Genomic DNA, 25,526 nt, shown 5'->3' on the forward strand with positions numbered 1-25,526 from the left:
CACATCCCGGTGCCGTCCTGCCCCAGGGGTGCCTTTGAGGTGCTCAAAGGTGTGTTTATGCAGGTGAGGAGCGTGCGGAAGATGTCTATGATCGAGGTGGCGGCCGCGCCACGCGCCGTCGGCGCGCAGTATAAGGAGCCCCGCCGTGAGCACCCCGCAGAGCACCCGAACCGGCGAAACCCTCGACGTCGACCACAGCGACCCGGCCTACCGGGGCTGGCTGAAAGAGGCCGTGCGCAAGGTCCAGGCCGACTCCAACCGCTCGGCCGACACGCACCTGCTCCGCTTCCCGCTGCCCGAGAAATGGGGCATCGACCTGTACCTGAAGGACGAGTCGACCCACCCGACCGGCAGCCTCAAGCACCGGCTCGCCCGGTCCCTCTTCCTCTACGGCCTCTGCAATGGCTGGATCCGTCCCGGCCGTCCGGTGATCGAGGCGTCCAGCGGCTCGACGGCCGTCTCCGAGGCGTACTTCGCGAAACTGATCGGCGTGCCCTTCATCGCCGTCATGCCCCGCACGACGAGCGCCGAGAAGATCCGCCTCATCGAGTTCCATGGCGGCCAGTGCCACTTCGTGGACGACCCGCGGAAGATGTACGAGGAGTCCGCCCGCCTCGCGGTGGAGACCGGCGGCCACTACATGGACCAGTTCACCTACGCCGAACGGGCCACGGACTGGCGCGGCAACAACAACATCGCCGAATCCATCTTCCGCCAGCTTCGGTTGGAGCGGTTTCCGGAGCCCGCGTGGATCGTCGCCACAGCCGGCACCGGAGGCACCTCCGCGACCATCGCGCGTTACGTCCACTACATGCAGCACGACACCCGCATTTGTGTCGCCGACCCGGAGAACTCGTGTTTCTTCGAGGGATGGACCACCGGCGATCCGGACGTCACGTGCGACTGCGGCTCCCGCATCGAGGGCATCGGCCGGCCCCGCATGGAGCCGAGCTTCGTGCCCGGTGCGATCGACCGGATGATGAAGGTCCCGGACGCGGCCAGTGTCGCCGCCGTACGCGCCCTGGAGCAGACCATCGGCCGCAGGGCGGGCGGTTCGACGGGCACCGGGCTGTGGAGCGCGCTGAAGATCACCGCCGAGATGGTCGCGGAGGGCCGGCAGGGCAGCGTGGTGACCCTGCTGTGCGACCCCGGGGACCGTTACCTCGACAAGTACTACTCGGACGCCTGGCTCGCCGAACAGGGTCTGGACATCGCGCCGTACACGGCGGCGATCGCCTCGCTGCTGGAGTCGGGCGTCTGGCGCTAGTGCCCCGGCAGGCAGCGTTTGCCCGTCAAGGAGCGGCGTCCGGTGCGTGCTCTGGGGGTCCCCCCTCTGGGGGAGTGCCGGCCGGAAGGCCCCGTCGATGGACCGGACGTACTTGGGCTTTCGGCCGGTGCGGCGAGAGTGCGTGTCGGGCGTCGCGACGGGGCGAACGTTGTCTGTTGGGGCGCTAGCGTGCCGTCAGTCGCCGGTCGAGCGAGGTGACGGCTTCCCGGAAGGCCCGCCCGAGGCCCCCGCGCACGAAGGTCAGAGCCAGCCGGAACGCCGCCGGCCCGTCCGCGGCGAAGGTCCACTGCACGCGGGTGCCGGCGCCCGCCGGGACGAGCCGCCACTCCTCGACCAGCGCGCGAGCGCCGGGCGCGTTGGTCTCGTCGACGCGGTAGGCGTACACCTCGGCCTCCTTGGCGACGAGGACCGTCTCCAGGAAGCGCGTCCCGCCCTTGAGCCGGATCTCGCGCCGGGTCCCGTCGTCGCAAGGCCGAGCCAGCGTCACCGCCCCGAACCAGTCGGCCCAGCCGGGCACGTCCTCGGCGAGTGCGCGGAAGACCGTCACCGGGGGAGCGGAGATCTCCCGCGCGAAGACCAGCCGTACAGGGGCGGTCTCGACGAACTCGATCCCCACCGGGCGCAGCTGACGGGCCATGGGCGGAACCCCCTTGGGGGAGGCGGGCGTTGACCGGGCAGCGTCACCCTAGCTGACGGTCAGTCACTCGTCTGCACCCTCGCCGGGCTCGCCCGCCACGACCAGCCGCCGCAGATGCTCCGCGATCTCCGCGCGCGCCTCGCCGGGCATCCCGGCATCCGTCACCAGCGTGTCGACCTGTTCCAGCGCGGCGAACGAACTCAGGCCCACCGTCCCCCACTTGGTGTGGTCGGCGACCACCACGACCCGCCGCGCCGACTGCACCAGGCGCCGGTTGGTCTCGGCCTCGGCGAGATTCGGCGTCGACAGGCCGGCCTCGAGCGATATCCCGTGCACACCCAGGAACAGCAGATCGAAGTGGAGCGCCGCGATCGCCTGGTCCGCCACCGGCCCCACCAGCGAGTCGGACGGGGTGCGCACCCCACCGGTCAGCACGACCGTGGCCGCACCCTGCCGGGGCCCCGAGGTGCGCTGCGCCACATGGAAGACGTCGGCCACCCGCACCGAGTTGGTGACGACGGTCAGGTCCGGCACGTCGACCAGCCGGTGCGCCAGCGCGAACGTCGTCGTACCGCCCGACAGCGCGATCGCGCTGCCCGCCACGACCAGCTCCGCAGCGGCCCGCGCGATGTCCTCCTTGGCGGTCAGCTCCAGACCCGACTTCGCCTCGAAGCCCGGCTCGTGCGTGCTCGCCTCGACCACCGGGACCGCGCCGCCGTGCACCTTCTCCAGCACACCCTGGCGGGCCAGCGCGTCGAGGTCACGCCGTACGGTCATGTCCGACACGCCGAGCTTGCGGGTCAGCTCGTTGACACGGACGCCGCCGCGGCGGCGCACCTCGTCCAGGATCAGGGCACGTCGCTGCTCCGCGAGGAGGTTCGTATTCTCGCTCACGTACGCTCCGGTCCTTTCGCCTCAACCCGTCCGACCCGCCCTGCGCACCGCCTGTGACAAGGACATTTTGCCGGGCCCTGGTACGCGGACGTCCCATCCTCGCACGCGCCGGTGCGGGTCGCGCCACCGACCGTCCCGACGCGCGCATGCCGCCCGGGTGACATCCATGCCACCGACTGTCACACGGATCGGGGAGATTCCGTGACGAGAGGTGTGCGGCACACGCCGAACGGCGATCCTTATGCCCGCACAAACAGATGCCGACAGCGCGTCACGGGGGAAGTGCGAACAGTGGAACCTGCGCAGGAACACGCCTCGACCGCCGGGGCCGACGGCTCCGCCACCAGGCCCGACGAATCCGGAACCGCCCTGGAACTCCTCGTCCACGGAGTCGGCGGGACCACACCCGAGAACATGCTCGACGATCCGCGCACGGTCCGGATCACCGGAGACGACACGGCGGCCGTCTTCCGGCGCGCCGAGGACGCCGACGCCGAGTCACGACCGCACGACCACCGAGGCCGGCCGGTGCCCGAGGCGTACGTCTGGTGCAACCTCACCTCCGGCAACGGCACCCGCGCCCTGTGGCTGTTGCTGCTGCCGTTCATGGTCGTCAACCTCGCCCACTGGATGCGCCCCACCGCACGCGGCCGCAGACGGACGGTGCGTCTCTATGGACTGCTGGTGCGGCTCGCGGGCCTGACCCTGACCGTGCTCCTCGTCGCCGCCGTCTGCGAGGTCGCCCTCGACCTCGCGGCCTGGCAGTGCGCGGGCACGCGCGCGTGTGCCGAGCGGCACTCCTGGCTCGGCTTCCTGTCGCCCACCGTCTCGGACGGCGGCTGGTGGAGCAGGCCCGGCCGCCGCCTCGCCCTCGCGGCACTGGTCCCGGCCGCGCTCACCTGGCTGCTGTGGTACCTGTCGCACCGCACGTGGAGTGCGTACGAGTCCCAGCAGCCGATGTCCCGCACGCCCGAACCCGACGAGGAGACCGGCCGTACAGCGCTCGGCCGCCCCGGCTTCTGGTACGGACGCCGCCTGGTGGCCCGGCTGCGTGCCGCCCACACCGCGGCCGGACTGCTGACCGTCGCCGCCGCCGTCGGCACGGCCGCGGCACGGTTCGACCACCGGCCCGGCGGTCCCGCGCCGCTCGACGCACTGGGCCGGCTCCTCGAAGGTGCGCTCGTCGCCGCCGCGGTGGGCGTGGTGTGGGTGGTCTGCCGCCGAGGCCGCAGCGAACACCGCCTCGACCAGGAGCTCGACGCCCGTCTCGTACGAGCCCTGCCGCTGACCGCCGTCCTCCTGCTCGTGCTCGCCGCGGTGTACGCCGGCTGGGAGCGCCCTGGATGGGAGTCGGCCGACCGGCTGCCGGGCGACGCGACCTTCGGCGGAATCGCCCTCCTCCAGGGCCTGCTCGTCATCGCCCTCGCGGCGGTCGCCCACGTCCTGTACCGCGCTCACCCCGACCCGCGCGCCGCGATGCGCGGGCTGGGCGGGCCCGCCGTCGCGATGCTGGCCTGCGCACTCGGCGGGGTGATGTCCGGTGGCGTCTCCCAGCGCGTCGCCGACTGGCTGGACGGCACCGGCACGAACATCCCCGGCCCGCCGGTCCTGCTCACCTGGCAGGCGTCCGCCATCCCGCCGCTGCTCGTCGTCCTGCTGGCGCTCTGCGGCTGGCTGGCGTGGCGGACCTGGCTCCTGCGCCGGGCCGAACTGACCACCGTGGAACGGGACTACCCGGGCGAACCCAAGGACACCACCCGCACCCGACGCATAGCGCGGATCCGCGCGGCGGCCACGCTCACCGACCGCGGGCCCCTGCTCGTCGCGGTCACCTCCACCACGACCCTCCTGCTCGGCGCCGGGGCCCTGGTCGGCGCGATGACCACCGACCGGGCACCCGCCGAGGCCGCACGGCGGACGCACGCCTTCGTCGAGGGGGCCGCAGAGACCGCACAGGCACTGGGCTCCTGGCTGATCGGACTCGGCTTCATCCTGTTCGTCACCTGGGGCCGACGCGCCTACAAGGACGCCTCCGCGCGCCGCACCATCGGCATCCTCTGGGACGTCGGAACCTTCTGGCCCCGCGCCGCCCACCCCTTCGCCCCGCCCTGCTACGCCGAACGCGCGGTGCCCGACCTGACCTGGCGCATGGCCACCTGGACCCAGTCCACCGGCGGCAGGCTCGTCCTGTCCGGACACTCACAGGGCAGCGTGCTCGCCGCCGCGGCCGCCTGGCAGCTCAAGCCGTCCGTCCGCAAACGAGTCGCGCTGCTGACGTACGGCTCCCCGCTGGAACGCCTCTACGGCCGCTGGTTCCCGGCCCACTTCGGCCCCGCCGCGCTCAGCGCGCTGCACCACGACGTCGACTGCTGGCGCAACCTGCACCGGCCCACCGACCCGATCGGCGGCCCGGTCCGGCTGGCCGGCGCATGCGGCCCCGAGGTCGACCGCGAAGCGCTCAAGGACCCGCTGGCCTACGGCCGTACCGACGAACACCCTCTGCCCGCGCCGATCCTCGGTCACTCCGACTACCAGGCCGACCCGGCGTTCGCGGAGGAACGGGAACGGCTGCTGGCCCGGCTGCGGCCGGACGTACCGGCGCAGCGGCCTCAGGAGGACTCGGGCAGGTCCTCCGCGTAGAGCAGCGTCAGGTCGTCCTTGTCCGGGTCGGCGACCTGGGCGACCCGGCTCGCGTGCCGCTCGACCATCGCCTCGAAGGTCTGGCGGGCGGTACGGCCGTTGCCGAAGGCCGGTCCCTTGGGGAGCGTCGTGAAGTACGCCAGCAGGGCCTGAGAGGCGCCCGGCGCGAGCCGGTACTCGTGCTCCTCGGCCTGCTGGTCGACGATCCGCAGCAGTTCCTCTGGGTTGTAGTCGCTGAAGGTGATGGTCCGTGAGAAGCGGGACGCCACACCGGGGTTGACCGAAAGGAACCGCTCCATCTCGGCCGTGTAGCCCGCGACGATCACCACGACCGCGTCCCGGTGGTCCTCCATCAGCTTCACCAGCGTGTCGATGGCCTCCTTGCCGAAGTCCCGGCCCGAGTCCTCCGGCGACAGCGCGTACGCCTCGTCGATGAACAGCACACCGCCGCGCGCCTTGTCGAAGGCCTCCTGGGTGCGGATCGCCGTGGATCCGATGTGCTCGCCGACCAGGTCGACGCGGGACACCTCCACGAGGTGCCCCTTCTCCAGCACGCCGAGGGAGGCGAGGATCTCGCCGTAGAGACGGGCGACCGTCGTCTTTCCGGTGCCCGGGGAGCCCGTGAAGACCAGGTGGCGCTTGACCGACGCCGCCTTCAGGCCCGCCTCCTGCCGGCGCCGGCCCACCTCGATCATGTCCGTGAGTGCCCGGACCTCGCGCTTGACGCTGTCCAGGCCCACCAGCGCGTCCAGTTCACCGAGCACGGCCTTCGAGCTCCGCACCGGCTTCTCCGGCTCCGCGCCGGTCACCAGCGGCTCCTGCTCGGTGGCGCGCTGCCCGGGGATCGCCCCCAGCAGGCCGGGCGACTGGGCCACCGTCTGTACGGCGGTCTCGGCCGCCGTCGGCTGCCGCGGGGCGCCGCTCTCGTCGCTGGTGCAGTCCTCGACCACGGGGCCCGCACCCGGTCCCGCGTCCGGGCCGGCGTCCGCGAACTCGTAGCCGCCGCGCGCGCACCGCTCCGTGCGGCACTTCTTCAGCGTCGTACGGCTGCCGTCGATCACATGGAAGCCGTAGCCTCCGCTGCCTGTGACCCGGCAGTTCAGGAAGCTGCCCCGGCCGCCTGCGGAGACGTAGAAGCCCGCTTCGGCGGGGGAGTCGACCGTGCAGCGTTCTATCGTGGGGTCGGCGCCCTTGGTGACGATCACGCCGGTCTGGGTGCCGTCCACCGTGCAGTTGTTGAGGGTGCCGCCGCTTCCGTGGTCTCGGAACCAGGCACCCGTCGCCGCGTCGCGGATGCGGCAGTCGTCGAGCTGCGCGGTGGCGCCGTCGCTCACCGACACGGCCGTGTTGCGCACTTGCCAGAGGTCGCTGTCGACGACGTCCGCGCGTGAGCCGCGGTCGAGGACGAACAGGGCGTCGGGCACGTCGTGCACCCGGCAGGAGTCGAGGACCGCGGTGGCGCCGTCGCTGACCCAGACGGCGGGGTAGTCGCCCGTGCTGTCGAAGATCTCGCACTGGTTGGCGTCCACGCGCGTGCCCGGATCCCACACCGACAGCCCGTTGCGGCCGAACTGACGCACCGTCGTCCGGGTCAGTGTCAGCACCGAACGCGAGCGCAGATCGACCGCGTTCTCCGGGATGTCGTGGATACGGCAGTCGGCCAGCGTCAGCACCGCGTCCGTGTCGAGCGTGACGCCGTCCGCCGTGGTGCGGTGCACGTCGCAGTCGGTGAGGTGTGCGGTGGCCCGGCCGGTGACCTGGACGCCGCTGCCCCGGACCTCGTAGACCTCGCAACCCACCGCTTCCAGCGCGGAGTTCTCGCCCGTCACCGACAGGCCGACGCCCGACGTGTGGTGCACCCGGCAGCGGTCCAGCCGGGGGTGCCCGCCGCCGCGGACCGCGACGCCCGCCTGGCCGGCCGCGACGACCTCGCACTCCTCGAAGACCCCGCCCCCGCCGTCGACCACGGCGATGCCGATGCCGGCCGGGTTGTCGACGGTGCAGCGCCGCACGGTCGGCCGCGCGCCGCCGCGCACCTCGATACCTGCCGCGGACCGCGTCACGATCCGGATGTCCGTGAGTTCCGGCGTGCCCTCCTCGACCAGCAGAGCGGGTGCTGCGGCGTCCTGGCCCTCCACGTGCAGGTCCTGCACCACGGCCGAGGCGCGCACGGTCAGCGGCACCCCGTCCAGGGGCGCGATGCGCACCGAGCCGGGGGAGCCTTCGGGGCCGCGCAGGGTCACCGCCCGCTGCACGACGAGGTTCTCCCGGTAGGTCCCGGGGGCGACGGTGAGGACATCGCCTTCGGCCGCGGCCTCCAGGGCGGCGGCGAGCGATGCGTACTCACCCGTGCGGCGCCGCCAACGCGATGTGCCGGTGTGCGTCACCTGGACCGTGCCCTGTGCCATGGCGTTGCTGTGCCCCCACCTCGTGGTACGCGGGTTGATGCCGAATACGTTCGGCCGGTCCACCGTAGCGTGCGCGCAGGCGGTGGGTTGACCAGAGCCGGAAGGCTGTCAGCTGCCGGTGCCGGTCCTGCCCCAGTCCGGGCCCGCCCGCTCCCAGGCCTGGTCCCAACGGGCGTACCGGCGGCGGACCATGCGCCACACCATGAGCCGTCTGCCCGCCTCGACGAGGCCCGTGGTGAGCAGGGCCGCACCGACACCGGCGAGGACGGCGTGCGTGGCCGCCGTGGCGGAGTCGAGAGGTCGGGGGGCGATGCGGCCGTGCTCGTCCGTCCACAGCGTGAAGTGGTCGCCGCGGTGCGGTGTCCGGAGGGCGGCTATCACCGTGCCGTGGTGCGCGGTGCCGTCCGGAGCGGTCCAGTCGGCCTCGACCCGGCTGCGCAGATCCCGGCCGGAGGAGGTCTCCGGGTCGGCCTCCAGAGCGGAGCGGTCCAGTTTGCGGACCACGGTGGCGGTCACCAGGTGACGCGATTCGCGCTGCTCCCGCACGGACCGCTGTAACGCGTCCTGGGCGACGCCGCCGACGAGCGCGCCGATCACGGGGCCGACGACCAGGATCAGCAACAGGGCCACGAGGGCCGCCCATGCCTCGGCCAGATCGGTCGCGCGGCGCAGCGGGTTGTGCCGCCAGCGCCAGAGTCCGCTGATCGCTCGCACCGTCTCGCACCCCCTTCCCGCTCCGTGATAACCCCCCGGCGGAGTCGTTCACGTGCGGGCCGGGCCGAAGAGAGAGCGAAATCACCTGCGGCCGGGTCCCCTCATGAACTTCTCACGAACCCAACGCCCGGGTCCCCGGCCGGGGTTCCCATGAACCCGCGCCGAGTCGCGACCGGTCCTGCTCGGCCCGGTCCGCCCTACTCGAGAACGGTCACCGGATCGCCGACCCGGATCGTGCCGGGGGAGAGGGGCACCAGGTTCTGCCCGAAGACGAGCTTGCCGCCGAAGCGCCGGTGCCGGCCGAGGGTGCGCAGGGGTTCCCTGCCGCGGTCTGCGGTGCTCTGGTCGGTGGTGGTCACGACGCACCGCCCGCACATCTTGGCGACCCGGAAGGCGACGTCACCGATGGTGACGCGCGACCAGTCGTCCTCGGCCCAGGCGGCGGTGCCCGACACCACCACGTTGGGCCGGAAGCGGTTCATGGGCAGCGGGCCCTCGGCCGCGTGATCACCTTGGGCGATCAGCGAGTTCAGGGCATCGAGCGAGGCCGCCGAGGTGAGCAGCAGCGGGTAGCCGTCGGCGAACGAGACGGTCTCGCCCGGCAGCGCGAACTCCGGGTCGACGGGCCGGCACGAAGCGGGGTCGGCCATGTGGACCAGGCGCATCCGCGCACCTAGGAATGCGCTGCACCAGGCATGCGCGGCGGTGCCCTCGGCCGGGACCCCCTCGACCTTGTCGCGGAAGACGTTCACCGGCACGGTGCCGTCCGGTCGCGGCACGGGCACGGGCACGGTCAACGCGTCCATGCCGGGCGCGGACAGACGAATGCCGCCGCCGGGCAGAAGCTCGGCGGCGGCCAGCGCGAGGCGCGGTTGCTCGCGTTGCGTGACGACCTTGCCTCCGTCGTCGACCAGTACCCAGCGTCGGTCACCGGCCAGCCCCCAGGGCTCCACGACGGCCTCCCGGGGCGCCTGGCCCCGGAACGCCTTGACCGGATGAACGTGAATCGACTGCAGCTGCGCGTTCCCCATGAGGCCATCGTGCCAGCCACCGCCGACAGCCCGGAAAGAAATCAGTAGCCGCCCTGGTACTGCTGGTTGTTGTACGGGTCCTGGTAGGGGGCCGGTGCGGGGCGCGGAGCCGCCGGGCGCATCGCCTCGTACCCCGTGCCCATGCCGGGGCCGGCCGGCCGCGGCTGCTGCTGTGCCTGCGGCCCGGGGTAACCCCGTGGCGCGCCGGCCTGCTGCGGGATGTAAGCCCCGGGTGCCTGCTGCAGCGGGGCGGGCTGTTGGGCCTGCGGATAGCCGTAGGCGTGCTGGGAGGGACCCGCCGGAAGGGCGGGGAGTGCCGACGGCAGCGCGGGCAGATAGCTGCGCGGCGTGTCGTACTCGGCGGGGACCCGGATCGGAGCGATCTGCGGGGTCCCCCGCTCGGCCACGAGCCTGTCGTAGATCGGAGTGTCCGGGAAGGAGGCGGAGTAGTAGCCGCCGCCATAAGTGGAGCGGGGGGAGGTCATGGCACATAAGTTAAGCCCACGATGTGCTGGTTGGGGAGACCGATAAGAGGGTTGTTTTCCGTGTCGGCAGTGACGTGGGACCCCCAATGCGAGCGAACTTGGCAAAAAGGGGCGCCGTGCAAGGCGTTTCTCATGTAAATGCCGAGTTCCCGGGGGGTTACCGGCGGTTGATCATCAGCCTTCCTGTGCTGCTCATGGGAGTTCGACGCTCCGCGGAATAGGTTGACGGGGTAGGCATCCCGAGGTGACTGCCGGGGCGTATCCGGCGCGGGTGACACGAGAGGGCGGCGGACATGCAAATGCTCAAAGGTTCAAATGTTCCGGTGCCGTCGACTGTCCTGCGCGTCGAATTGGGGTGGCGTTCCGGTCCGGGCGTCCCCGACGTGGACGCCTCGGCGCTGCTTCTGGTCGGCGGGAGGGTCCGCTCCGACGCCGACTTCGTCTTCTACAACCAGCCGGCGCACGCCTCCGGCGCGGTCCGCCACGAGGGCAAACGGGACGAGGGCGGCAGGGTGACCGACACCCTCGTCGTCGACCTCGCGCGCGTGGAGCCCGCGATCGAGACCGTCGTCCTCGCCGCCTCCGCGGAGGGCGGCACATTCGCGGGCGTGCCGGACCTCTACATCGAGGTGAGGGAAGCCGCTCGGTCCACAGCGGTCGCCCGTTTCGAGAGCACCGGCGCCACGGTGGAAACCGCTTTCGTGCTCGGTGAGTTCTACCGCCGTCAGGGCGCCTGGAAATTCCGTGCCGTCGGCCAGGGCTACGGCAGCGGACTGGAAGGCCTTGCCACGGATTACGGGATCACCGTCGACGAGCCCCAGCAGAACGCGCCCGTCGCGACTCCCGCGCCCGTCACAGCGCCCGCGCCGCCGCCCCCTCCCTCGGCGCCGCCCGTCCGCCTCACCAAAGTGACACTCACCAAGGCCGCCCCATCCGTTTCTCTCACCAAACAGGGCGGCACCTCGGGCGCCCTGCGCGTGAACCTCAACTGGGAGATGCGCAAGCAGTTCTCGGGGTGGGGCAGCAAACTGGGCCGGGCGGTCGCCATGCACGCCGACCTCGACCTCGACCTGTGCGCCCTGTTCGAACTCGCCGACGGCAGCAAGGGGGTCGTGCAGTCGCTCGGCAACGCCTTCGGCTCCCTGCACCTGCCTCCGTACATCCACCTCGACGGCGACGACCGCACCGGCGCCGTCGCGAGCGGCGAGAACCTCACCGTCAACCTCGACCGGCAGCGGGACTTCCGCCGCATCCTCGTCTTCGTCACGATCTACGAAGGGGCGAGGTCCTTCGCCGACCTGAACGCCACGGTCACCCTCCAGCCGCAGCACGGTGCCGCGATCGACTTCTCCCTCGACGAATGCACGGTCCCGTCGACGGTGTGCGCGCTCGCCCTGATCACCAACACCGGCAGCGACCTGGTCGTCCAGCGCGAGGCCCGCTATCTGGTGCCCGAGCGCGGCGTGAGCCCGCAGCGGACCGTCGACCACGCCTACGGATGGGGCATGAACTGGACCCCGGGCCGGAAGTGACCCCTCAGGTCTCGTCACCCACGACGGCGTCCGGCCGCGCGTAGGTGCGGCCCTTCCACGCCGCACCGCGTCCCCTGTAGTGCTGCACCGCCGAATCGACCGTCATGAGGAGATAGAGGAAAGCGGTGAACGGCAGCAGAGGAGCGAGCCACAGCGGCTGACCGTAGTAGCGGAGCATCGGGACGTACGTCCCCGTCATCACCAGCCAGGCGAGAGCACCAAGAACCACGGCCGCCGTACGTCCCGTCACCAGACCCGCGGCCAGGGCCCCGGGCGGCACGAGATACACCAGCACCAGCCCGGCCACCGTGCCGGTCAGCAGCAGAGGGTTGTGCCGCAACTGCGCGTACGCGCTGCGCGACACCATCCGCCACAGGTCGTGCAGCCGCGGATAGGGGCGCACGCTGTAGACCCGCTCCGCCAGCCCCAGCCAGATGTGGCCGCCGCCGCCCTTGACGGCACGAGCGAGTGCCACGTCGTCGATCACGGCGTGCCGGATGGCGTCCGGGATTCGCGCCCGCTCGGCCGCCTCGGTGCGCAGCAGCACACAGCCGCCCGCCGCGGCCGCCGTGCGCGCTGTCCGCCTGCCGATCCGGCGGAACGGATACAACTGTGCGAAGAAGTAGACGAAGGCCGGCACGACGAGCCGTTCCCACGGACTCGCCACCCGCAGCCGGGCCATCTGCGAGACGACGTCGAAACCGCCGGAACGGGCCGCCGCGACCAGATGGCGAAGACTGTCCGGCGCGTGAGCGATGTCGGCGTCCGTGAGCAGCAGGTACTCGGGGTCACGCGCGCGTGCCAGTCCGATGCCGTGGCGCACCGCCCACAGCTTGCCGGTCCAGCCCGCGGGCGGCTCGCCGGGCGAGCTCACGGTCAGCGGCAGCCCTCCGTGACGCCGGGCCAGTCCGTGCGCCAGCTCCGCGGTGCCGTCCGAACTGCCGTCGTCGACGAGGAAGACCTCCGCCCGCCCCGGATAGTCCTGGAGGAGGAGGGAGGGCAGGCTCACCGGCAGCACGCCGGCCTCGTCGCGCGCCGGTACGACGACGCCGACCGACGGCCAGTCCTCGGGTTCGGTCCTGGGCGGCAGCCTGACGTCCGTGCGCCAGAAGAAGCCCTGGCAGAGCAGCAGCCACAGCCAGGCGGCGAGGGATCCGGCGGCAGTCCACACGATGGCGCTCACGCGCGCAGTCTGCCCCACGGGCCCGGCCCGCAAGGGTGCATCGTCTATCGTGGCGGGGTGAAGATCGCGCTCATGGACTCCGGGATCGGGTTGCTGGCGGCCACCGCCGCGGTACGGCGTCTGCGACCCGACGCGGATCTCGTCCTCTCCCTGGATCCCGACGGGATGCCCTGGGGCCCCAGGACCCCCGAGGACCTCACCCGGCGCGCCGTGGCCGTCGCGGAGGCCGCCGCCGCGCACCGGCCCGACGCCCTGATCATCGGCTGCAACACCGCCACCGTGCACGCCCTGCCGGCCCTGCGCGCCCGCCTTGAACCCGGCATCCCGGTCATCGGCACGGTCCCCGCGATCAAGCCGGCCGCGGCCGGCGGCGGCCCCTTCGCGATCTGGGCGACGCCCGCCACGACGGGGAGCCCCTACCAGCGCGGCCTCATCGACGACTTCGCCGACGGCGTGGCGGTCACCGAGGTGCCCTGCCACGGTCTCGCCGAGGCCGTCGAGCGCGCCGACGAGGCGGCCATCGAGGCCGCTGTCGCCGCGGCGGCGGCCCTGACCCCGGACGACGTGACGACGGTCGTCCTCGGCTGCACCCACTACGAGCTGGTCTCCGAGCGCATTCGCGCCGCGGTGCAGCGCCCCGGCTTCCCCCCGCTCGTCCTGCACGGGTCCGCGGGAGCGGTCGCCGCCCAGGCGCTGCGCCGGCTCGGCGAGCAGCCCGCCCCCCGGGCCGCGGCCGACGGAACCCTGACGGTGCTGCTGAGCGGGCGCGCGGGAAGCCTGCCCGAGCCCGCGCTGGCCTACGAGGAGGGCCGGCTCCTCAAGACGGTCAGCCCCGCCCGGTAAACCGGCGGACACCCTCGTCCGTGGGACATGCGCCGGGCGCGGACGAAGAGGACCGCCCGTATCCGGTGCCCCCACCCGGAGCAGTCACTCTCCGCCACGCGCTACCCGCACAGCGAAACCTGAGTAATCTCGTAAGCATGAGGGACCACCCCCACGGCGAGAACGCCCCGCACCCCGACGTCTGGACCGGACGGGCCTCCAACCGGATCCAGTGGCTGCTGGCGCTCGTCGGCGCCGCCTGCCTGGCGCTCGGCATCAAACTGGCCGTCGACTCGGCCTGGACGTCGGGCATCGCCCCGCTCGTCATGTCCGTCGTCGGCTGCATCGCGGCCGGGCTGCTGGTCCTCTTCGGCACCCTCGCCTTCGTGCACGTCGCCCTGAAGGTCGACAAGGAGTGCCTGGAGGTGCGCTGCGGCCACATGGGGCTGCCCCGCCGCCGCATCCCCCTGGCGCATGTCGCGGGCGCCGAGTTCGACCCGCACGTCACCCCGCGCCACTGGGGCGGCTGGGGCTACCGCTGGCGTCCCGAGAAGGGCACCGCGGTCGTCGTACGGCGCGGCGAGGGCGTGGTCCTGCAGCTGTGGGACGGCCACACGTTCACCGTCACCGTGGACGACGCGGAGGCGGCCGTAAGGGTCATCCGGGCCCGCCTGCGGTCGGGCACCGCAGGCGCCACGCACTGAGGCGCCCCGGCCGCACGCGCCCGGCCCCGTTGCGAAGCCGCCGAGGTCACTGAGTCAGACCACCGCCACGCGCGCGTACGTCCTTCTCGCGGCCCGGTGACTCCTCGGCGAAGGGGCGTGCCGTGGCCAGTCCGGCCAGCAGCCCCGCGCCCGCCGACACCGTGGTGAAGCTCAGCGCGTTGCCGACACAGGCGATCGTCGCCAGCGCCGTCAGGGTCGCGCCCGCGGTGAGCGCGACCGGGGTCGGCCGTCCGGTGCGCCACAGCGCGTACAGCATCCAGCCGAAGGCCGTCGCCAGCAGGGCGACGCCGACGACTCCCTGCTCGGCCGCCTGCTGAAGCAGCGCCGAGTGGGGCTTGCCGTCGGACAGCAGTGACTGGGCCGCCGTCGTGCTGAGCTCCCCGAACCGTCCCGGGCCGACGCCCAGTGCCGCCTCGTGGCGCGCCATGTGCAGCGCGTCGTGCCACAGCTCGATCCGGTGCTCGGTCAGTCGGCCCGCGAGGGACCCCTCAAGCCCGTCCGGCACCGCGTTCCCCGCGACCGCCCAGGTCAGAGCCGTCACCAGGGCCGTGGACAGGGCCAGTGCCACGAGGCCCGGGCCGCGGCGGCGCGTCCGTCCCGCGGCGAGCGAGCACAGCAGCACCGCGGTGCAGGCGGCGAACCCGCCGACCGATCCGAGAACGGCCGCGGTCACCGCGACGGCAGCGGCCAGTGAGTGCAGGGCGAGCCGAAGGGCCGACGCGCCGGCGGACCAGGCGGCGCAGCACGCGGCGCCCGCCGACAGGGTCAGCAGGGCGGCGGTGGCACCGGCGTGTCCCAGCGGTGCGACGATCTCAGGCCCCGAGGTGAGATGCGGCAGGCCCACCGTGAGGCCGAGCCCGGCCAGGGCGCCGGCCGAGGGCGCGGCGACCGGCAGCAGCGCTCCGCAGATTCGGCCCGCGGCGTAGCCCGCGCCCACGGCCAGGACCGCGAGCAGGACGCCCTCGGGGCGGCCGTCGTGCGCGGCAGCCGTGATCAGGGACCAGACGGCGCAGGCCCCGAGCACCACGACACCCATCGCATCCGAAACGTTGCGTCTGTCGCCGTCCTCATCCGGACCGGCCACAGACGTCATCCTCGTGGAACCCACCGCGCCCCCCGAACCCGGTCGCCCCCGACCCGTGACGGTCCCTGCCGTCGCGGACGTTACCGGCCCGTACGACAAGGACTCCGGCACACCGTAACGGCTGATGGGCGGTTTGTGGACGAGTTGGACCGAGATGCGCAGGAACGTTTGCTCCCGACGTGCCGCAGGGGGACCGCCGTGGCCGCGTGGACCGCGCTGTCGGCGCCGAGGGCAGCCGCCGTACACTCCCACAGTGACCGTCACCGCAACCTCCGTGGACGAGTCGGACCAGGTAACGCCCCCGACCGCGCCCGTATCGCGCGGGGCGCGGCTCCTGCGTCGCCTCGCCCCGGCCGCCGCAGCCGCGCTCTCCGGAGTGCTGCTCTACGTCAGTTTCCCGCCCCGCACCCTGTGGTGGCTGGCGCTGCCCGCCTTCGCCGTCTTCGGCTGGGTGCTGCGCGGCCGAAGCTGGAAGGCGGGCCTCGGTCTCGGCTACCTCTTCGGCCTCGGGTTCCTGCTGCCCCTGCTGGTGTGGACCGGTGTGGAGGTCGGCCCCGGCCCGTGGATCGCCCTGGTCGTGATCGAGGCGATCTTCGTCGCGCTGGTCGGCGCGGGCGTCGCCGCGGTGTCGAGGCTGCCGGGTGCGCCGGTGTGGGCGGCCGCCCTCTGGATCGCCGGCGAGGCGGCACGCGCGCGCGTGCCCTTCAACGGCTTCCCCTGGGGCAAGATCGCGTTCGGCCAGGCGGACGGTGTCTTCCTCCCGCTCGCCGCGGTGGGTGGCACCCCGGTGCTCGGCTTCGCGGTCGCCCTGTGCGGTTTCGGTCTCTACGAGGTCGTACGCGTGCTCGTCGAGGGGCGGCGCACGCGTACGGTGCGGCGGTCCGCGGCGGCCGTCGCGCTGCTGAGCGTGGCTGTGCCCGTGGTGGGCGCGGTGGCCGCCCGTCCGCTGGTGAGCGACAAGGCCGAGGACGGCACGGCGACCGTCGCGGTCATCCAGGGCAACGTGCCGCGGGCCGGGCTGGAGTTCAACGCCCAGCGCCGAGCCGTGCTCGACCACCACGCGCGCGAGACGGAGCGGCTGGCCGCCGAGGTGAAGGCGGGCAAGGTCGCCAAGCCGGACTTCGTGCTGTGGCCGGAGAACTCCTCCGACATCGACCCGTTCGCCAACGCCGACGCGCGCGCCGTCATCGACGAGGCGGTCAAGGCGATCGGCGTACCGATCTCCGTCGGCGGTGTCGTGGAACGGGACGGCAAGCTCTACAACGAGCAGATCCTGTGGGATCCGGCCAAGGGCCCCGTGGACACCTACGACAAGCGGCAGATCCAGCCCTTCGGCGAGTACCTCCCGCTGCGCCCGCTCATCGGCGCGATCAACGACAACTGGACCTCCATGGTCCGCCAGGACTTCAGCCGGGGCAGCAAGCCGGGCGTGTTCGACATGGACGGCGCCAAGGTCGGGCTGGTCACCTGCTACGAGGCCGCGTTCGACTGGGCCGTGCGCTCCGAGGTCACCGACGGAGCGCAGCTGATCTCGGTGCCCAGCAACAACGCGACCTTCGACCGCAGCGAGATGACCTACCAGCAGCTCGCCATGTCCCGGGTCCGCGCCGTCGAACACAGCCGGACCGTCACCGTTCCGGTGACCAGCGGCGTCAGCGCGATCATCATGCCGGACGGGAGGATCACGCAGAAGACCGGCATGTTCGTCGCCGACTCGCTGGTGCAGAAGGTGCCTCTGCGATCCTCCCAGACGCCCGCCACACGGCTGGGCATCCTTCCCGAGATCGCGCTGGTGCTGGTGGCCGCCGGCGGACTCGGCTGGGCCGTCGGCGCCGGTGTGCGCGGGCGGCGCGCCCGTGGCGTGTAGCCGTACGCCCGTCGGACGCCCCGGACAGCGCAACGGGGCAACGGAATCGGCCCGTTAGGGTCGGGCCATGGCTACTCCTGACTTCATCCGTACCCTCCGGACCTCCATCGGCCACGACTTGCTGTGGCTGCCCGGTGTCAGCGTCGTCGTCTTCGACGACGAGGGCAGAGTGCTGCTCAACCGCCGTTCCGACACCGGCACATGGTCACTGATCGGCGGCATCCCGGAGCCGGGGGAGCAGCCGGCGGCCTGCGCGGTGCGGGAGGTCGAGGAGGAGACGGGGGTCCACTGTGCCGTGGAGCGGGTGATCGTCGTCCAGTCGCTGAAGCCCGTCACGTACGACAACGGCGACGTCTGCCAGTACATGGACATCTCGTTCCGCTGCCGGGCCCTCGGCGGCGAGGCACGGGTCAACGACGACGAATCGCTGGAGGTGGGCTGGTTCGCGGTGGACGCCCTGCCCGAACTGAACGACTTCGCACACCTCAGGATCAAGCAAGCCCTGTCGGACGACGCACTCACATGGTTCGACCCCACGAGTTCCGAGTGAAGTGTGGGTGGTGACCACATGGGGCGGAGGTCGGGTGCTGCCTAGGGTCGAGGCATGACCGCTAGCAGTGCCCTCCCGGGCCCCCACGGCGCCCCCGCCCCCCTCGACCTCGGCGGCCGCACCGCCCTCGTCACCGGCGCCGCCGGCGGCATCGGCCGCGCCTGTGCGCTGCGGCTCGCGGCCGCCGGCGCCAAGGTGAGAGCGGTCGACCGGGACGCCACGGGCCTCGATGCGCTCGCCGAAGAGGCCCGGGGCCTCGCGGGCACCCTGGCACCGCACGTCCTCGACCTCACCGACCTGGACGCCGCGGAACTCGCCGCCGCGGGGACCGACGTCCTCGTCAACAACGCCGGGCTGCAACTGGTGTGCCCCATCGAGGAGTTCCCGCCCGAGGTCTTCCACACCGTGCTCACCGTGATGCTGGAGGCGCCGTTCCGGCTCATCCGTGGCGCCCTGCCGCACATGTACGGGCAGGGGTGGGGCCGTATCGTCAACGTCTCCTCCGTGCACGGTCTGCGCGCCTCGCCCTACAAGTCGGCCTATGTGGCCGCCAAACACGGCCTGGAGGGACTGTCCAAGACGGCGGCCCTCGAAGGCGCACCCCACGGCGTCACCTCGAACTGTGTGAACCCCGCCTATGTGCGCACCCCACTGGTCGAGAAGCAGCTCACCGACCAGGCCCGCGCGCACGGCATCCCCGAGGAGCGCGTGCTTTCCGAGGTGCTGCTCCAGGACAGCGCCGTCAAGCGGCTGATCGAACCCGAGGAGGTCGCGGAGGCCGTGGCCTACCTGTGCAGCCCGCAGGCCTCCTTCGTGACCGGCACCTCGCTCGTCCTCGACGGCGGCTGGACGGCGCACTGAACCGCGCGGTGTCGGTCGCCCGCGGAGTTTTCCACAGGGCTGACGGGCCGGTCGGGCGATGGTGAATCCTGTGAGCATGTCCCGCGATCACGTGCAGTCCGCCGAGCGTTCCGATGTCGCCGCCGCAGCGTCGGCGGGCGACGCTTCGGCGCCGTTCCTGGAACTGCTGGCCCGCGGCGCGTCCGCCGACGCCTACGAGCAGCCGGTGCTGCTCGCCCGTGCCGAGGGATGGCCGGCCGAGCAGGTCGCCGCGCTCGAACAGGCCAAGCTGACCGCGTTGCGGGTGCGCGCTGAGCTGGAAGGGCGGCGCCGACGGGAGGCCGAGTTGTCGGCGCTCTTCGAGACCGCCCACGACCTGGCCGGGCTGCGCGACCTGGATGCGGTGCTGCAGGCGATCGTGCAGCGCGCCCGGTCGCTGCTCGGCACCGACGTCGCCTACCTGAGCCTGAACGACCCGGTGCGGGGCGACACCTACATGCGGGTCACCGAGGGCTCGGTCGCGGCCCGCTTCCAGCAGTTGCGGCTCGGGATGGGGGAGGGGCTGGGCGGCCTCGTCGCCCAGACCGCCCGCCCGTACGTCACCGACGACTACTTCCAGGACGACCGCTTCCAGCACACCCACGCCATCGACGGGGGCGTGCGGGACGAAGGCCTGGTCGCCATCCTCGGCGTACCCCTGATGCTGGGGCACCACGTCATCGGGGTCCTCTACGCGGCGGACCGCAGAGCACGGGTCTTCGAACGCGAGCAGATCGCCCTGCTCGGCTCCTTCGCCGCACTGGCCGCGGCCGCCATCGACACCGCGAACCTCCTCACCGAGACCCGCTCGGCCCTCGCCGACCTGGAACGCGCCAACGAGATCATCCGGGACCGCAGCGGGGTCATCGAACGGGCCTCCGACGTCCACGACCGGCTCGCCGAACTCGTGCTGCGCGGCGGCGGCGTCCACGACGTGGCCGCCGCGGTCTCCGAAGTCCTCGACAGCACGGTCGAGTTCACCGAGGCCGCCGCCGCCCCCGCGCAGGCCCTCGAGGTGTCCCGGGCCGAGGGACACGCGGTGCGACACGCGGAGGACTGGATCGCCGCCGTGGCCGCGGGCGGCGAACTCCTCGGCGCGCTCGTGCTGCGCGGACACCCGGGGCTCGACCCGGTCGACCAGCGCACCCTGGAGCGCGCCGCCATGGTCACCTCGCTGCTGCTCCTCGCCCGGCGCTCCGCCGCCGAAGCCGAACAGCGCGTGCGGGGCGAACTGCTGGACGACCTGCTCGACGCCCGCGACCGGGACCCGCGCCTGCTGCGCGAGCGCGCCTCCCGGCTGCACGCCGACCTCGACGCCGTGCATGTCGTCCTCGCCGCCCGCCTGGACGGCGCCGCGGCCGACGCCGACCAGGAAGCGGCCGCCCGCAGACGCCTGTGGTCCGCCGCGTCCCACCTCGCCGCCACCCGGCACGGACTGGCAGCCGCCCGGGAGGGCGGCACCGTACTGCTGCTGCCCCTGGAACCCGGGGACACCGCGACGGAGCTGGCCCGCCGCACCGCCCGCCATCTGGGCACCGCCGTGTACGAGGCGGTCACGGTCGGGGCCTCCGCCCCGGTCGAGGACCTCGCAGCCAATCCGGACGCCGTGGCCGCCGCCTACGAGGAAGGCCGGCGTTGTCTCGACGCGCTGCGCCTGCTCGGCCGGGCCGGGGACGGGGCCGCCGCGGAGGACTTCGGCTTCCTCGGGTTGCTGCTCGCCGGCGACCGGGACATCGCCGGCTTCGTCGACCGCACCATCGGCCAGGTCGTCGCCTACGACGAACGGCGCGGCACCGACCTCGTGCGCACGCTCGACTCGTACTTCGCCTGCGGGATGAGCCCGGCTCGCACGAAGGACGAGCTGCACGTCCACGTGAACACGGTCGCCCAGCGCCTGGAACGGGTCGGCCGTCTCCTCGGCGACGACTGGCAGAGCCCCGCACGCGCCCTGGAGATACAACTCGCCCTGCGTCTGCACCGGTTGTCGGGTTCCGCACAGCACTGACCCCCGTACGCACGGGCGTACGGGGGCCGGTTCCGAGTGGGTCAGACGGTACGGGCGTCCGCGGTCCGGGCCGGTGCGGGCTCCGCGTCGGCCGCGGGCTCGACGTCCGCCAGGTCCCGGTGGCGGGTCTCCTTGGCGACGCCCACGGCGACGACCGTCAGGACGACCGCGCCGATGACGTACAGCGCGATGGGCGTGGAACTCCCGTAGTCGGACAGCAGCGCCGTGGCGATCAGCGGTGCGGGCGCGCCCGCCGCGACCGAGGCGAACTGAGCGCCGATGGAGGCGCCGGAGTAGCGCATCCGGGTCGCGAACATCTCGGAGAAGAAGGCGGCCTGGGGCGCGTACATCGCGCCGTGCAGCACCAGGCCCACCGTCACCGCCAGGATCATGTTGCCGAAGCCGCCGGTGTCGATGAGCGCGAAGAACGGGAACATCCACAGTCCGACGCCGACCGCGCCCAGCAGGTACACGGGACGGCGGCCGATCCGGTCCGACAGCGCGCCCCAGCCGGGGATCACCGCGAAGTGCACGGCCGAGGCGATGAGCACCGAGTTGAGCGCGGTCTGCTTGGAGACGCCGGCCGAGGTGGTGGCGTAGACGAGGATGAACGCCGTGATCACGTAGTAGCTGATGTTCTCCGCCATGCGCGCGCCCATCGCCACCAGGACGTCCCGCCAGTGGTGCCGCAGTACGGCGACGACCGGCAGCTTCTCGGTGTCGCCGGGCCCTGCCGTGCGGCGGGCCTCGGCCTGTGCCAACGCCTGCTTGAAGACCGGCGATTCATCGACAGACAGACGAATCCACAAACCGACCATCACCAGGACACCGGAGAGCAGGAAAGGTATCCGCCAGCCCCAGATGCCGAACGCGGAGTCCGACAGGACGGCGGTCAGCAGGGACAGCACGCCGGTCGCGAGAAGTTGCCCGGCGGGCGCCCCGGTCTGTGGCCACGACGCCCAGAAGCCGCGCCGGCGCGCGTCCCCGTGCTCGGACACCAGCAGCACCGCCCCGCCCCACTCACCGCCCAGCGCGAAGCCCTGCACCAGACGCAGCACGGTCAGCAGCACCGGAGCCGCCGTTCCGATCGTCGCGTGCGTGGGCAGCAGACCGATCGCGAAGGTCGCCCCGCCCATCATCAACAGGCTGAGCACCAGCAGCTTCTTGCGCCCGAGCCGGTCGCCGTAGTGCCCGAAGACAAGGGCGCCCAGCGGCCGCGCCGCGAAGCCCACGGCATACGTCAGGAACGACAGCAGCGTGCCGACCAGCGGGTCGGAGCCCGGGAAGAACAGCTTGTTGAAGACGAGGGCCGCGGCGGAACCGTAGAGAAAGAAGTCGTACCACTCGATGGTGGTGCCGATGAGACTGGCGGCGACGATGCGCTTGAGACTGGCGGGGGTTCCCGGGGATGGGGGAGCGGTCGCGGGGGAGGACATCGGTACCACTTCCAAGCGGTTGGCGGGGACGTATGCGTGTCGCCATACCGTAGGAATCCGCAGGTCAGTGTCACATGTGGTGGGACACCATAGTTCTGGGTGCGGAGGTGCGTGTGACCACCATGATGGCGTCGACGGAGCCGCCACGATTGTCTTACTGAGGGCCGCGAGAGCGCTGTCCGGGTTGCATGGGTCGGACACGGTTTGGTGATGGGTTGCGGATTCGCGTGCTGGTTTGGTGCTGACTAGAAGCCCACGTCAACACCCGTTCTCACCCGTCCCGTGCTGACTTGGTGTCAGATCGAGTCGGCCTACCGTGGCGACTAGCTATTGCCGACTGGGGGCGCACGAATGGGCGGCGTCTACTCGCGGTGTGTCCCTCTGGCGATTGTCGTCGTTTGCTGGCGGTACGGGCGCTTGCTGTAGTGCTGCCCCGGCAAAACAAGGGCTGGTCCGGTGGCGTCGTGCAGTCTGACCCCGTGAATGACCCGGATCATGGTGCTGCGCTCGTTCTTCCGCTGGTGTTGCTGCTGTCCGGCGGCACGACACCTGCGGCGATTTGTACCGGCAGGACAGTTCGTTCGTGCCGGTGACGCCCTGGGGCTGAGCTGCACCCCTGCTGACCTGGGCGATGGTGGTCCAGACGACGACCCAGGTGCGCGGCCCGATCACGATCGCGGGGGTGTGTGCCATGTCGTCCAGCATGCGCTGCAACTGCGGTTGCACCTTCATGGGTGGACGAGCCTGTCCGAACGTGCCCAGCACGTCGCGGACGCCCATCACCCGTCCGAGGACCTGAGACTCGCAACCGTTTCGCGGATCGTCGGGTGACGGTACAGCTCCCGCAGGCGCAAGGGCGGAAGGCCACGGGTGCGCAGGGCGGCGGTGACGCGGACGGCGAAGAGGGAGTTGCCGCCGAGTTCGAAGAAGTCATCGTCCGGGCCGACCGGGACGCCCAGGATGTCGCTCCAGATCTCCGTCAGCGTCGTGGTGAGGTCGTCGGTGGCCTCAGCCGCCCTGGAGGGGACCGCATTCCAGGGTGCCGGTGGGCGGCCGACCGGGGGGAGTTTCGTTGTGTCGATTTTGCCGTTGGGCGTCAGAGGGAGCGTATCCAGAGGCGTGACCGTGGCGGGGACCATGTAGTCGGGCAAAAATACCTGCTGCCCGTTCGCGGATCGTGGTGGGGTCGGCCCCGGGCGACAGGACCACGTAGGCGCCGATCCTGGCTGTGGCGGCGTCGGTCGAGTCATCGCGGCGTACGACGACGGCCGCGGTGCGCACGTCGGGGTCCTCCAGCAGAACGGAGCGGATCTCGTCAAGTTCGATGCGGAAGCCGCGGATCTTGACCTGGCTGTCGATACGGCCGAGGTGTTCGAGGCGTCCGTCGGGGCGCAGGCGGCCCAGGTCGCCGCTGCGGTACATAGTGCCGCCGGTGAAAGGGTCCGGTATGAACCGCTGGGCCGCCAGTTCCTCCTGGCCCAGGTAGCCGAGTGCCACGCCGGCACCGCCTACGTAGATCTCACCCGCGACTCCAGAGGGCAGGAGCCGTCCGTACCGGTCCAGCACATACACGTGCCAGCCGGGCAGGGCGTGGCCGACCGAGCGGGTGCCGGCGAGCGCCAGTTTCCGGGTGAGGGTCTGCTCGGTGACATGGACGGTGGTCTCCGTGATGCCGAACATGTTCACCACGCGGCAGGCGGACTCCGGGTGCCGGTCGAACCAGCGCAGCAGCACCCGGGCGTCGAGGGGTTCGCCCCCGAAGACGACCACCCGTACGCCCACCTCCGTGTGGTCCACCTCCAGTAGCTGCGCGAAGGCCGAGGGGGTCTGGCTGAGCACGGTGACCTTCTCGGTCACGAGCAGATCGCGGAAGCGGTCCGGCTCACGGGAGACGAAGTACGGCACCACGACCAGCCGTGCGCCGGTCAGCAGGCAGCCCCAGATCTCCCATACGGAGAAGTCGAACGCGCTGGAGTGGAACCACGTCCACACGTCCGCGCCGGTGAGCGCGTATTCGTCGCGCGTCGCGTCGATCAGGGCGATCACGTTCCGGTGCGGTACGACGACGCCCTTGGGACGGCCGGTGGAGCCGGAGGTGTAGATGACGTAGGCAGGGTCGTCGGGCGACGGGGGCGGCAGGCTCGTGACGCTCGCGGCCGCCGCCTCGTCGAACAGTTCGTCCGGCGTCACCTGAACGCACCCGGCCACGGCCGGGAACTCGGGAAGCCGCGTGACCACCACACCCAGCTCCGCGTCCCGTGCCGTGTGGGCGAGCCGGTCCGTCGGGTAGGCGGGGTCGACGGGCACGTAGGTCGCACCGGCCTTCAGTACGGCGAGCAGGGTGACGACGAGTTCGGCGGAGCGCTCCAGACATACGCCCACCCGGTCACCGCCGTTTACGCCGAGCGCCCGCAAGCCCGATGCCAACTGGACTGCCTGTTCGTCGAGTTCGCGGTACGTCAGGCCGGCCTCGCCGTCGGTCACAGCGATGCGGTCCGCAGCCGCGGCGACGACTCGGGCGAACGCCTCCACCAGGCTCATCGGCGTGGTGGCCAGGGCGCGGGGCGGGTGGCCGAGTGCCGCCGTGCGGGTTCGCTCGGCCTCGTCGAGAAGCTCGACCTCGTCCACCCGCGTCTGTGGGGCGTGCAGGACCTGTTGGTGTACGTGTACGAGGTGCCGTACGAACTGTGCGGCGATCTCCGCCGAGACATGGCTGCTCCGGTGGTCACAACGCAGCCGCAGACCGCCGGAGTCCCGGAAGACGGAGACGGTGAGCGGGAACGGGGGCGCGAGGCAGGGCACGTAGTCGACCCCGCCCTCGCCCACCTCACGGTCGTCGAGAGGGTTGCCGAACAGGAGGCCTGCGAGCGCCGGGTCCGATGCGGGCGACGGCTTCGACTCGCTGAGCGTGGCGGCCGGTTCAACGGTGAAGTGGCCCTCGTCCGTGCCGATGACCGGCAGGGTCTCGGGGTCGTAGCGGCGCAGGGTGACGGCGAAGGCCGTGAGCCAGCTCGCCTCATCGCCTTCGTGGTCGAGGGAGACGGCGAAGGTGGTGTCGGGGCCGTCGTCGGCCATGCCCCAGGCCGGAGCGGGCGCGGGAGCGGGCGCGGCTGCCGCACGGTCGGGGCCGCGTCGCGGGGCCACGACGATCAGGTCGGACAGGCCGTCGGCGTACCGGAGCAGGACTCGGCGGGGACCGCGGGCCGGGCGGGCGAGTTCGGTGGCGCGCGTTCGGCGAGCGGGTCCGTGGACGGAACGGGGACGTCCTCGATCCACAGCCCCTGTCGACCGGTGGGCTCCTGGGAGGGGGCCGGGCGGACGCGGATCGCGTGGCAGTGGGCGGGGG

General features: G+C 72.0%; 18 protein-coding genes and 1 pseudogene. 9 read left to right on the plus strand and 10 right to left on the minus strand.

All coding sequences use genetic code 11. The features are described from left to right. Nucleotides 1–145: 145 nt before the first annotated feature. A complete protein-coding gene (locus KUM49_RS34060) occupies nt 146–1,267 on the plus strand; it encodes a PLP-dependent cysteine synthase family protein (RefSeq protein ID WP_217240828.1) in 1,122 nt (373 codons plus the stop codon). Between the two features lie 184 nt (nt 1,268–1,451). On the opposite strand, the gene KUM49_RS34065 is transcribed toward KUM49_RS34060, so the two are convergent. After that, complete coding sequence (locus tag KUM49_RS34065) at nt 1,452–1,925, minus strand: SRPBCC family protein (RefSeq protein WP_217240829.1); 474 nt, start codon at nt 1,923–1,925, stop codon at nt 1,452–1,454. Between the two features lie 63 nt (nt 1,926–1,988). Further along, nucleotides 1,989–2,819 (minus strand): DeoR/GlpR family DNA-binding transcription regulator, encoded by an 831-nt coding sequence (locus KUM49_RS34070; protein ID WP_217240830.1) that lies wholly within the window; start codon nt 2,817–2,819, stop codon nt 1,989–1,991. 291 nt (nt 2,820–3,110) lie between these two features. Here KUM49_RS34070 and KUM49_RS34075 point away from each other — a divergent pair, with 291 nt between their 5' ends. Then, nucleotides 3,111–5,459, plus strand: a complete 2,349-nt coding sequence (locus KUM49_RS34075; protein ID WP_217240831.1) for a hypothetical protein — start codon at nt 3,111–3,113, stop codon at nt 5,457–5,459. On the opposite strand, the gene KUM49_RS34080 is transcribed toward KUM49_RS34075, so the two are convergent. The 4 genes from KUM49_RS34080 to KUM49_RS34095 all read right to left on the minus strand — a co-directional run bounded on the left by KUM49_RS34080 (nt 5,429) and on the right by KUM49_RS34095 (nt 10,097). Next, nucleotides 5,429–7,867: a right-handed parallel beta-helix repeat-containing protein gene (locus KUM49_RS34080; protein WP_217240832.1), complete on the minus strand. Its 2,439-nt coding sequence runs from the start codon at nt 7,865–7,867 to the stop codon at nt 5,429–5,431. The two genes, KUM49_RS34075 and KUM49_RS34080, sit on opposite strands and share 31 nt — an antisense overlap. A gap of 108 nt (nt 7,868–7,975) precedes the next feature. Then, the gene (locus tag KUM49_RS34085) at nt 7,976–8,581 is read right to left on the minus strand and encodes a hypothetical protein (protein ID WP_217240833.1); all 606 of its coding nucleotides are present in this window, start codon (nt 8,579–8,581) and stop codon (nt 7,976–7,978) included. 197 nt (nt 8,582–8,778) lie between these two features. Then, entirely contained in the window at nt 8,779–9,612 is an 834-nt protein-coding gene (locus KUM49_RS34090; RefSeq protein ID WP_217240834.1) for an MOSC domain-containing protein, read from the minus strand. Nucleotides 9,613–9,653: 41 nt separating this feature from the next. Next, nucleotides 9,654–10,097, minus strand: coding sequence for a DUF6643 family protein (locus KUM49_RS34095; RefSeq protein WP_217240835.1), 444 nt, complete (start codon nt 10,095–10,097; stop codon nt 9,654–9,656). 299 nt (nt 10,098–10,396) lie between these two features. Here KUM49_RS34095 and KUM49_RS34100 point away from each other — a divergent pair, with 299 nt between their 5' ends. Beyond that, on the plus strand, nt 10,397–11,629 hold the full coding sequence (locus tag KUM49_RS34100) for a TerD family protein (RefSeq protein WP_217240836.1): 1,233 nt from the start codon (nt 10,397–10,399) through the stop codon (nt 11,627–11,629). Nucleotides 11,630–11,633: 4 nt separating this feature from the next. On the opposite strand, the gene KUM49_RS34105 is transcribed toward KUM49_RS34100, so the two are convergent. After that, the gene (locus KUM49_RS34105) at nt 11,634–12,812 is read right to left on the minus strand and encodes a glycosyltransferase (protein WP_308406878.1); all 1,179 of its coding nucleotides are present in this window, start codon (nt 12,810–12,812) and stop codon (nt 11,634–11,636) included. A 57-nt stretch (nt 12,813–12,869) separates the two neighbouring features. Here KUM49_RS34105 and KUM49_RS34110 point away from each other — a divergent pair, with 57 nt between their 5' ends. Together KUM49_RS34110 and KUM49_RS34115 are read left to right on the plus strand one after the other, a co-directional pair. Next, nucleotides 12,870–13,655 carry a glutamate racemase gene (locus tag KUM49_RS34110; RefSeq protein WP_217240837.1) on the plus strand — a complete coding sequence of 262 codons (786 nt, stop codon included), beginning with the start codon at nt 12,870–12,872 and terminating at the stop codon, nt 13,653–13,655. Nucleotides 13,656–13,792: 137 nt separating this feature from the next. Beyond that, the gene (locus KUM49_RS34115; RefSeq protein WP_217240838.1) at nt 13,793–14,338 is read left to right on the plus strand and encodes a hypothetical protein; all 546 of its coding nucleotides are present in this window, start codon (nt 13,793–13,795) and stop codon (nt 14,336–14,338) included. Between the two features lie 46 nt (nt 14,339–14,384). Here the strand turns inward: KUM49_RS34115 and KUM49_RS34120 are convergent, their stop codons facing one another. Further along, complete coding sequence (locus KUM49_RS34120; RefSeq protein WP_254402207.1) at nt 14,385–15,395, minus strand: O-antigen ligase; 1,011 nt, start codon at nt 15,393–15,395, stop codon at nt 14,385–14,387. A 301-nt stretch (nt 15,396–15,696) separates the two neighbouring features. Here KUM49_RS34120 and lnt point away from each other — a divergent pair, with 301 nt between their 5' ends. The 4 genes from lnt (at nt 15,697) to KUM49_RS34140 (ending at nt 20,744) form a co-directional block, all read left to right on the plus strand. Further along, nucleotides 15,697–17,310 carry an apolipoprotein N-acyltransferase gene (gene lnt, locus KUM49_RS34125; RefSeq protein WP_217240840.1) on the plus strand — a complete coding sequence of 538 codons (1,614 nt, stop codon included), beginning with the start codon at nt 15,697–15,699 and terminating at the stop codon, nt 17,308–17,310. A gap of 67 nt (nt 17,311–17,377) precedes the next feature. Beyond that, on the plus strand, nt 17,378–17,860 hold the full coding sequence (locus KUM49_RS34130; protein ID WP_217240841.1) for an NUDIX domain-containing protein: 483 nt from the start codon (nt 17,378–17,380) through the stop codon (nt 17,858–17,860). Between the two features lie 54 nt (nt 17,861–17,914). Beyond that, complete coding sequence (locus KUM49_RS34135) at nt 17,915–18,721, plus strand: 3-hydroxybutyrate dehydrogenase (RefSeq protein ID WP_217240842.1); 807 nt, start codon at nt 17,915–17,917, stop codon at nt 18,719–18,721. A 76-nt stretch (nt 18,722–18,797) separates the two neighbouring features. Beyond that, nucleotides 18,798–20,744 (plus strand): GAF domain-containing protein, encoded by a 1,947-nt coding sequence (locus tag KUM49_RS34140; RefSeq protein ID WP_217240843.1) that lies wholly within the window; start codon nt 18,798–18,800, stop codon nt 20,742–20,744. A gap of 41 nt (nt 20,745–20,785) precedes the next feature. Here the strand turns inward: KUM49_RS34140 and KUM49_RS34145 are convergent, their stop codons facing one another. Then, nucleotides 20,786–22,180: an MFS transporter gene (locus KUM49_RS34145; RefSeq protein WP_217240844.1), complete on the minus strand. Its 1,395-nt coding sequence runs from the start codon at nt 22,178–22,180 to the stop codon at nt 20,786–20,788. A gap of 779 nt (nt 22,181–22,959) precedes the next feature. Continuing rightward, nucleotides 22,960–25,526: pseudogene (locus tag KUM49_RS48900) on the minus strand (non-ribosomal peptide synthetase); the annotation flags it as partial.

Origin of the sequence: Streptomyces sp. AC555_RSS877, assembly GCF_019049245.1 — a bacterium.
Classification (GTDB): domain Bacteria; phylum Actinomycetota; class Actinomycetes; order Streptomycetales; family Streptomycetaceae; genus Streptomyces.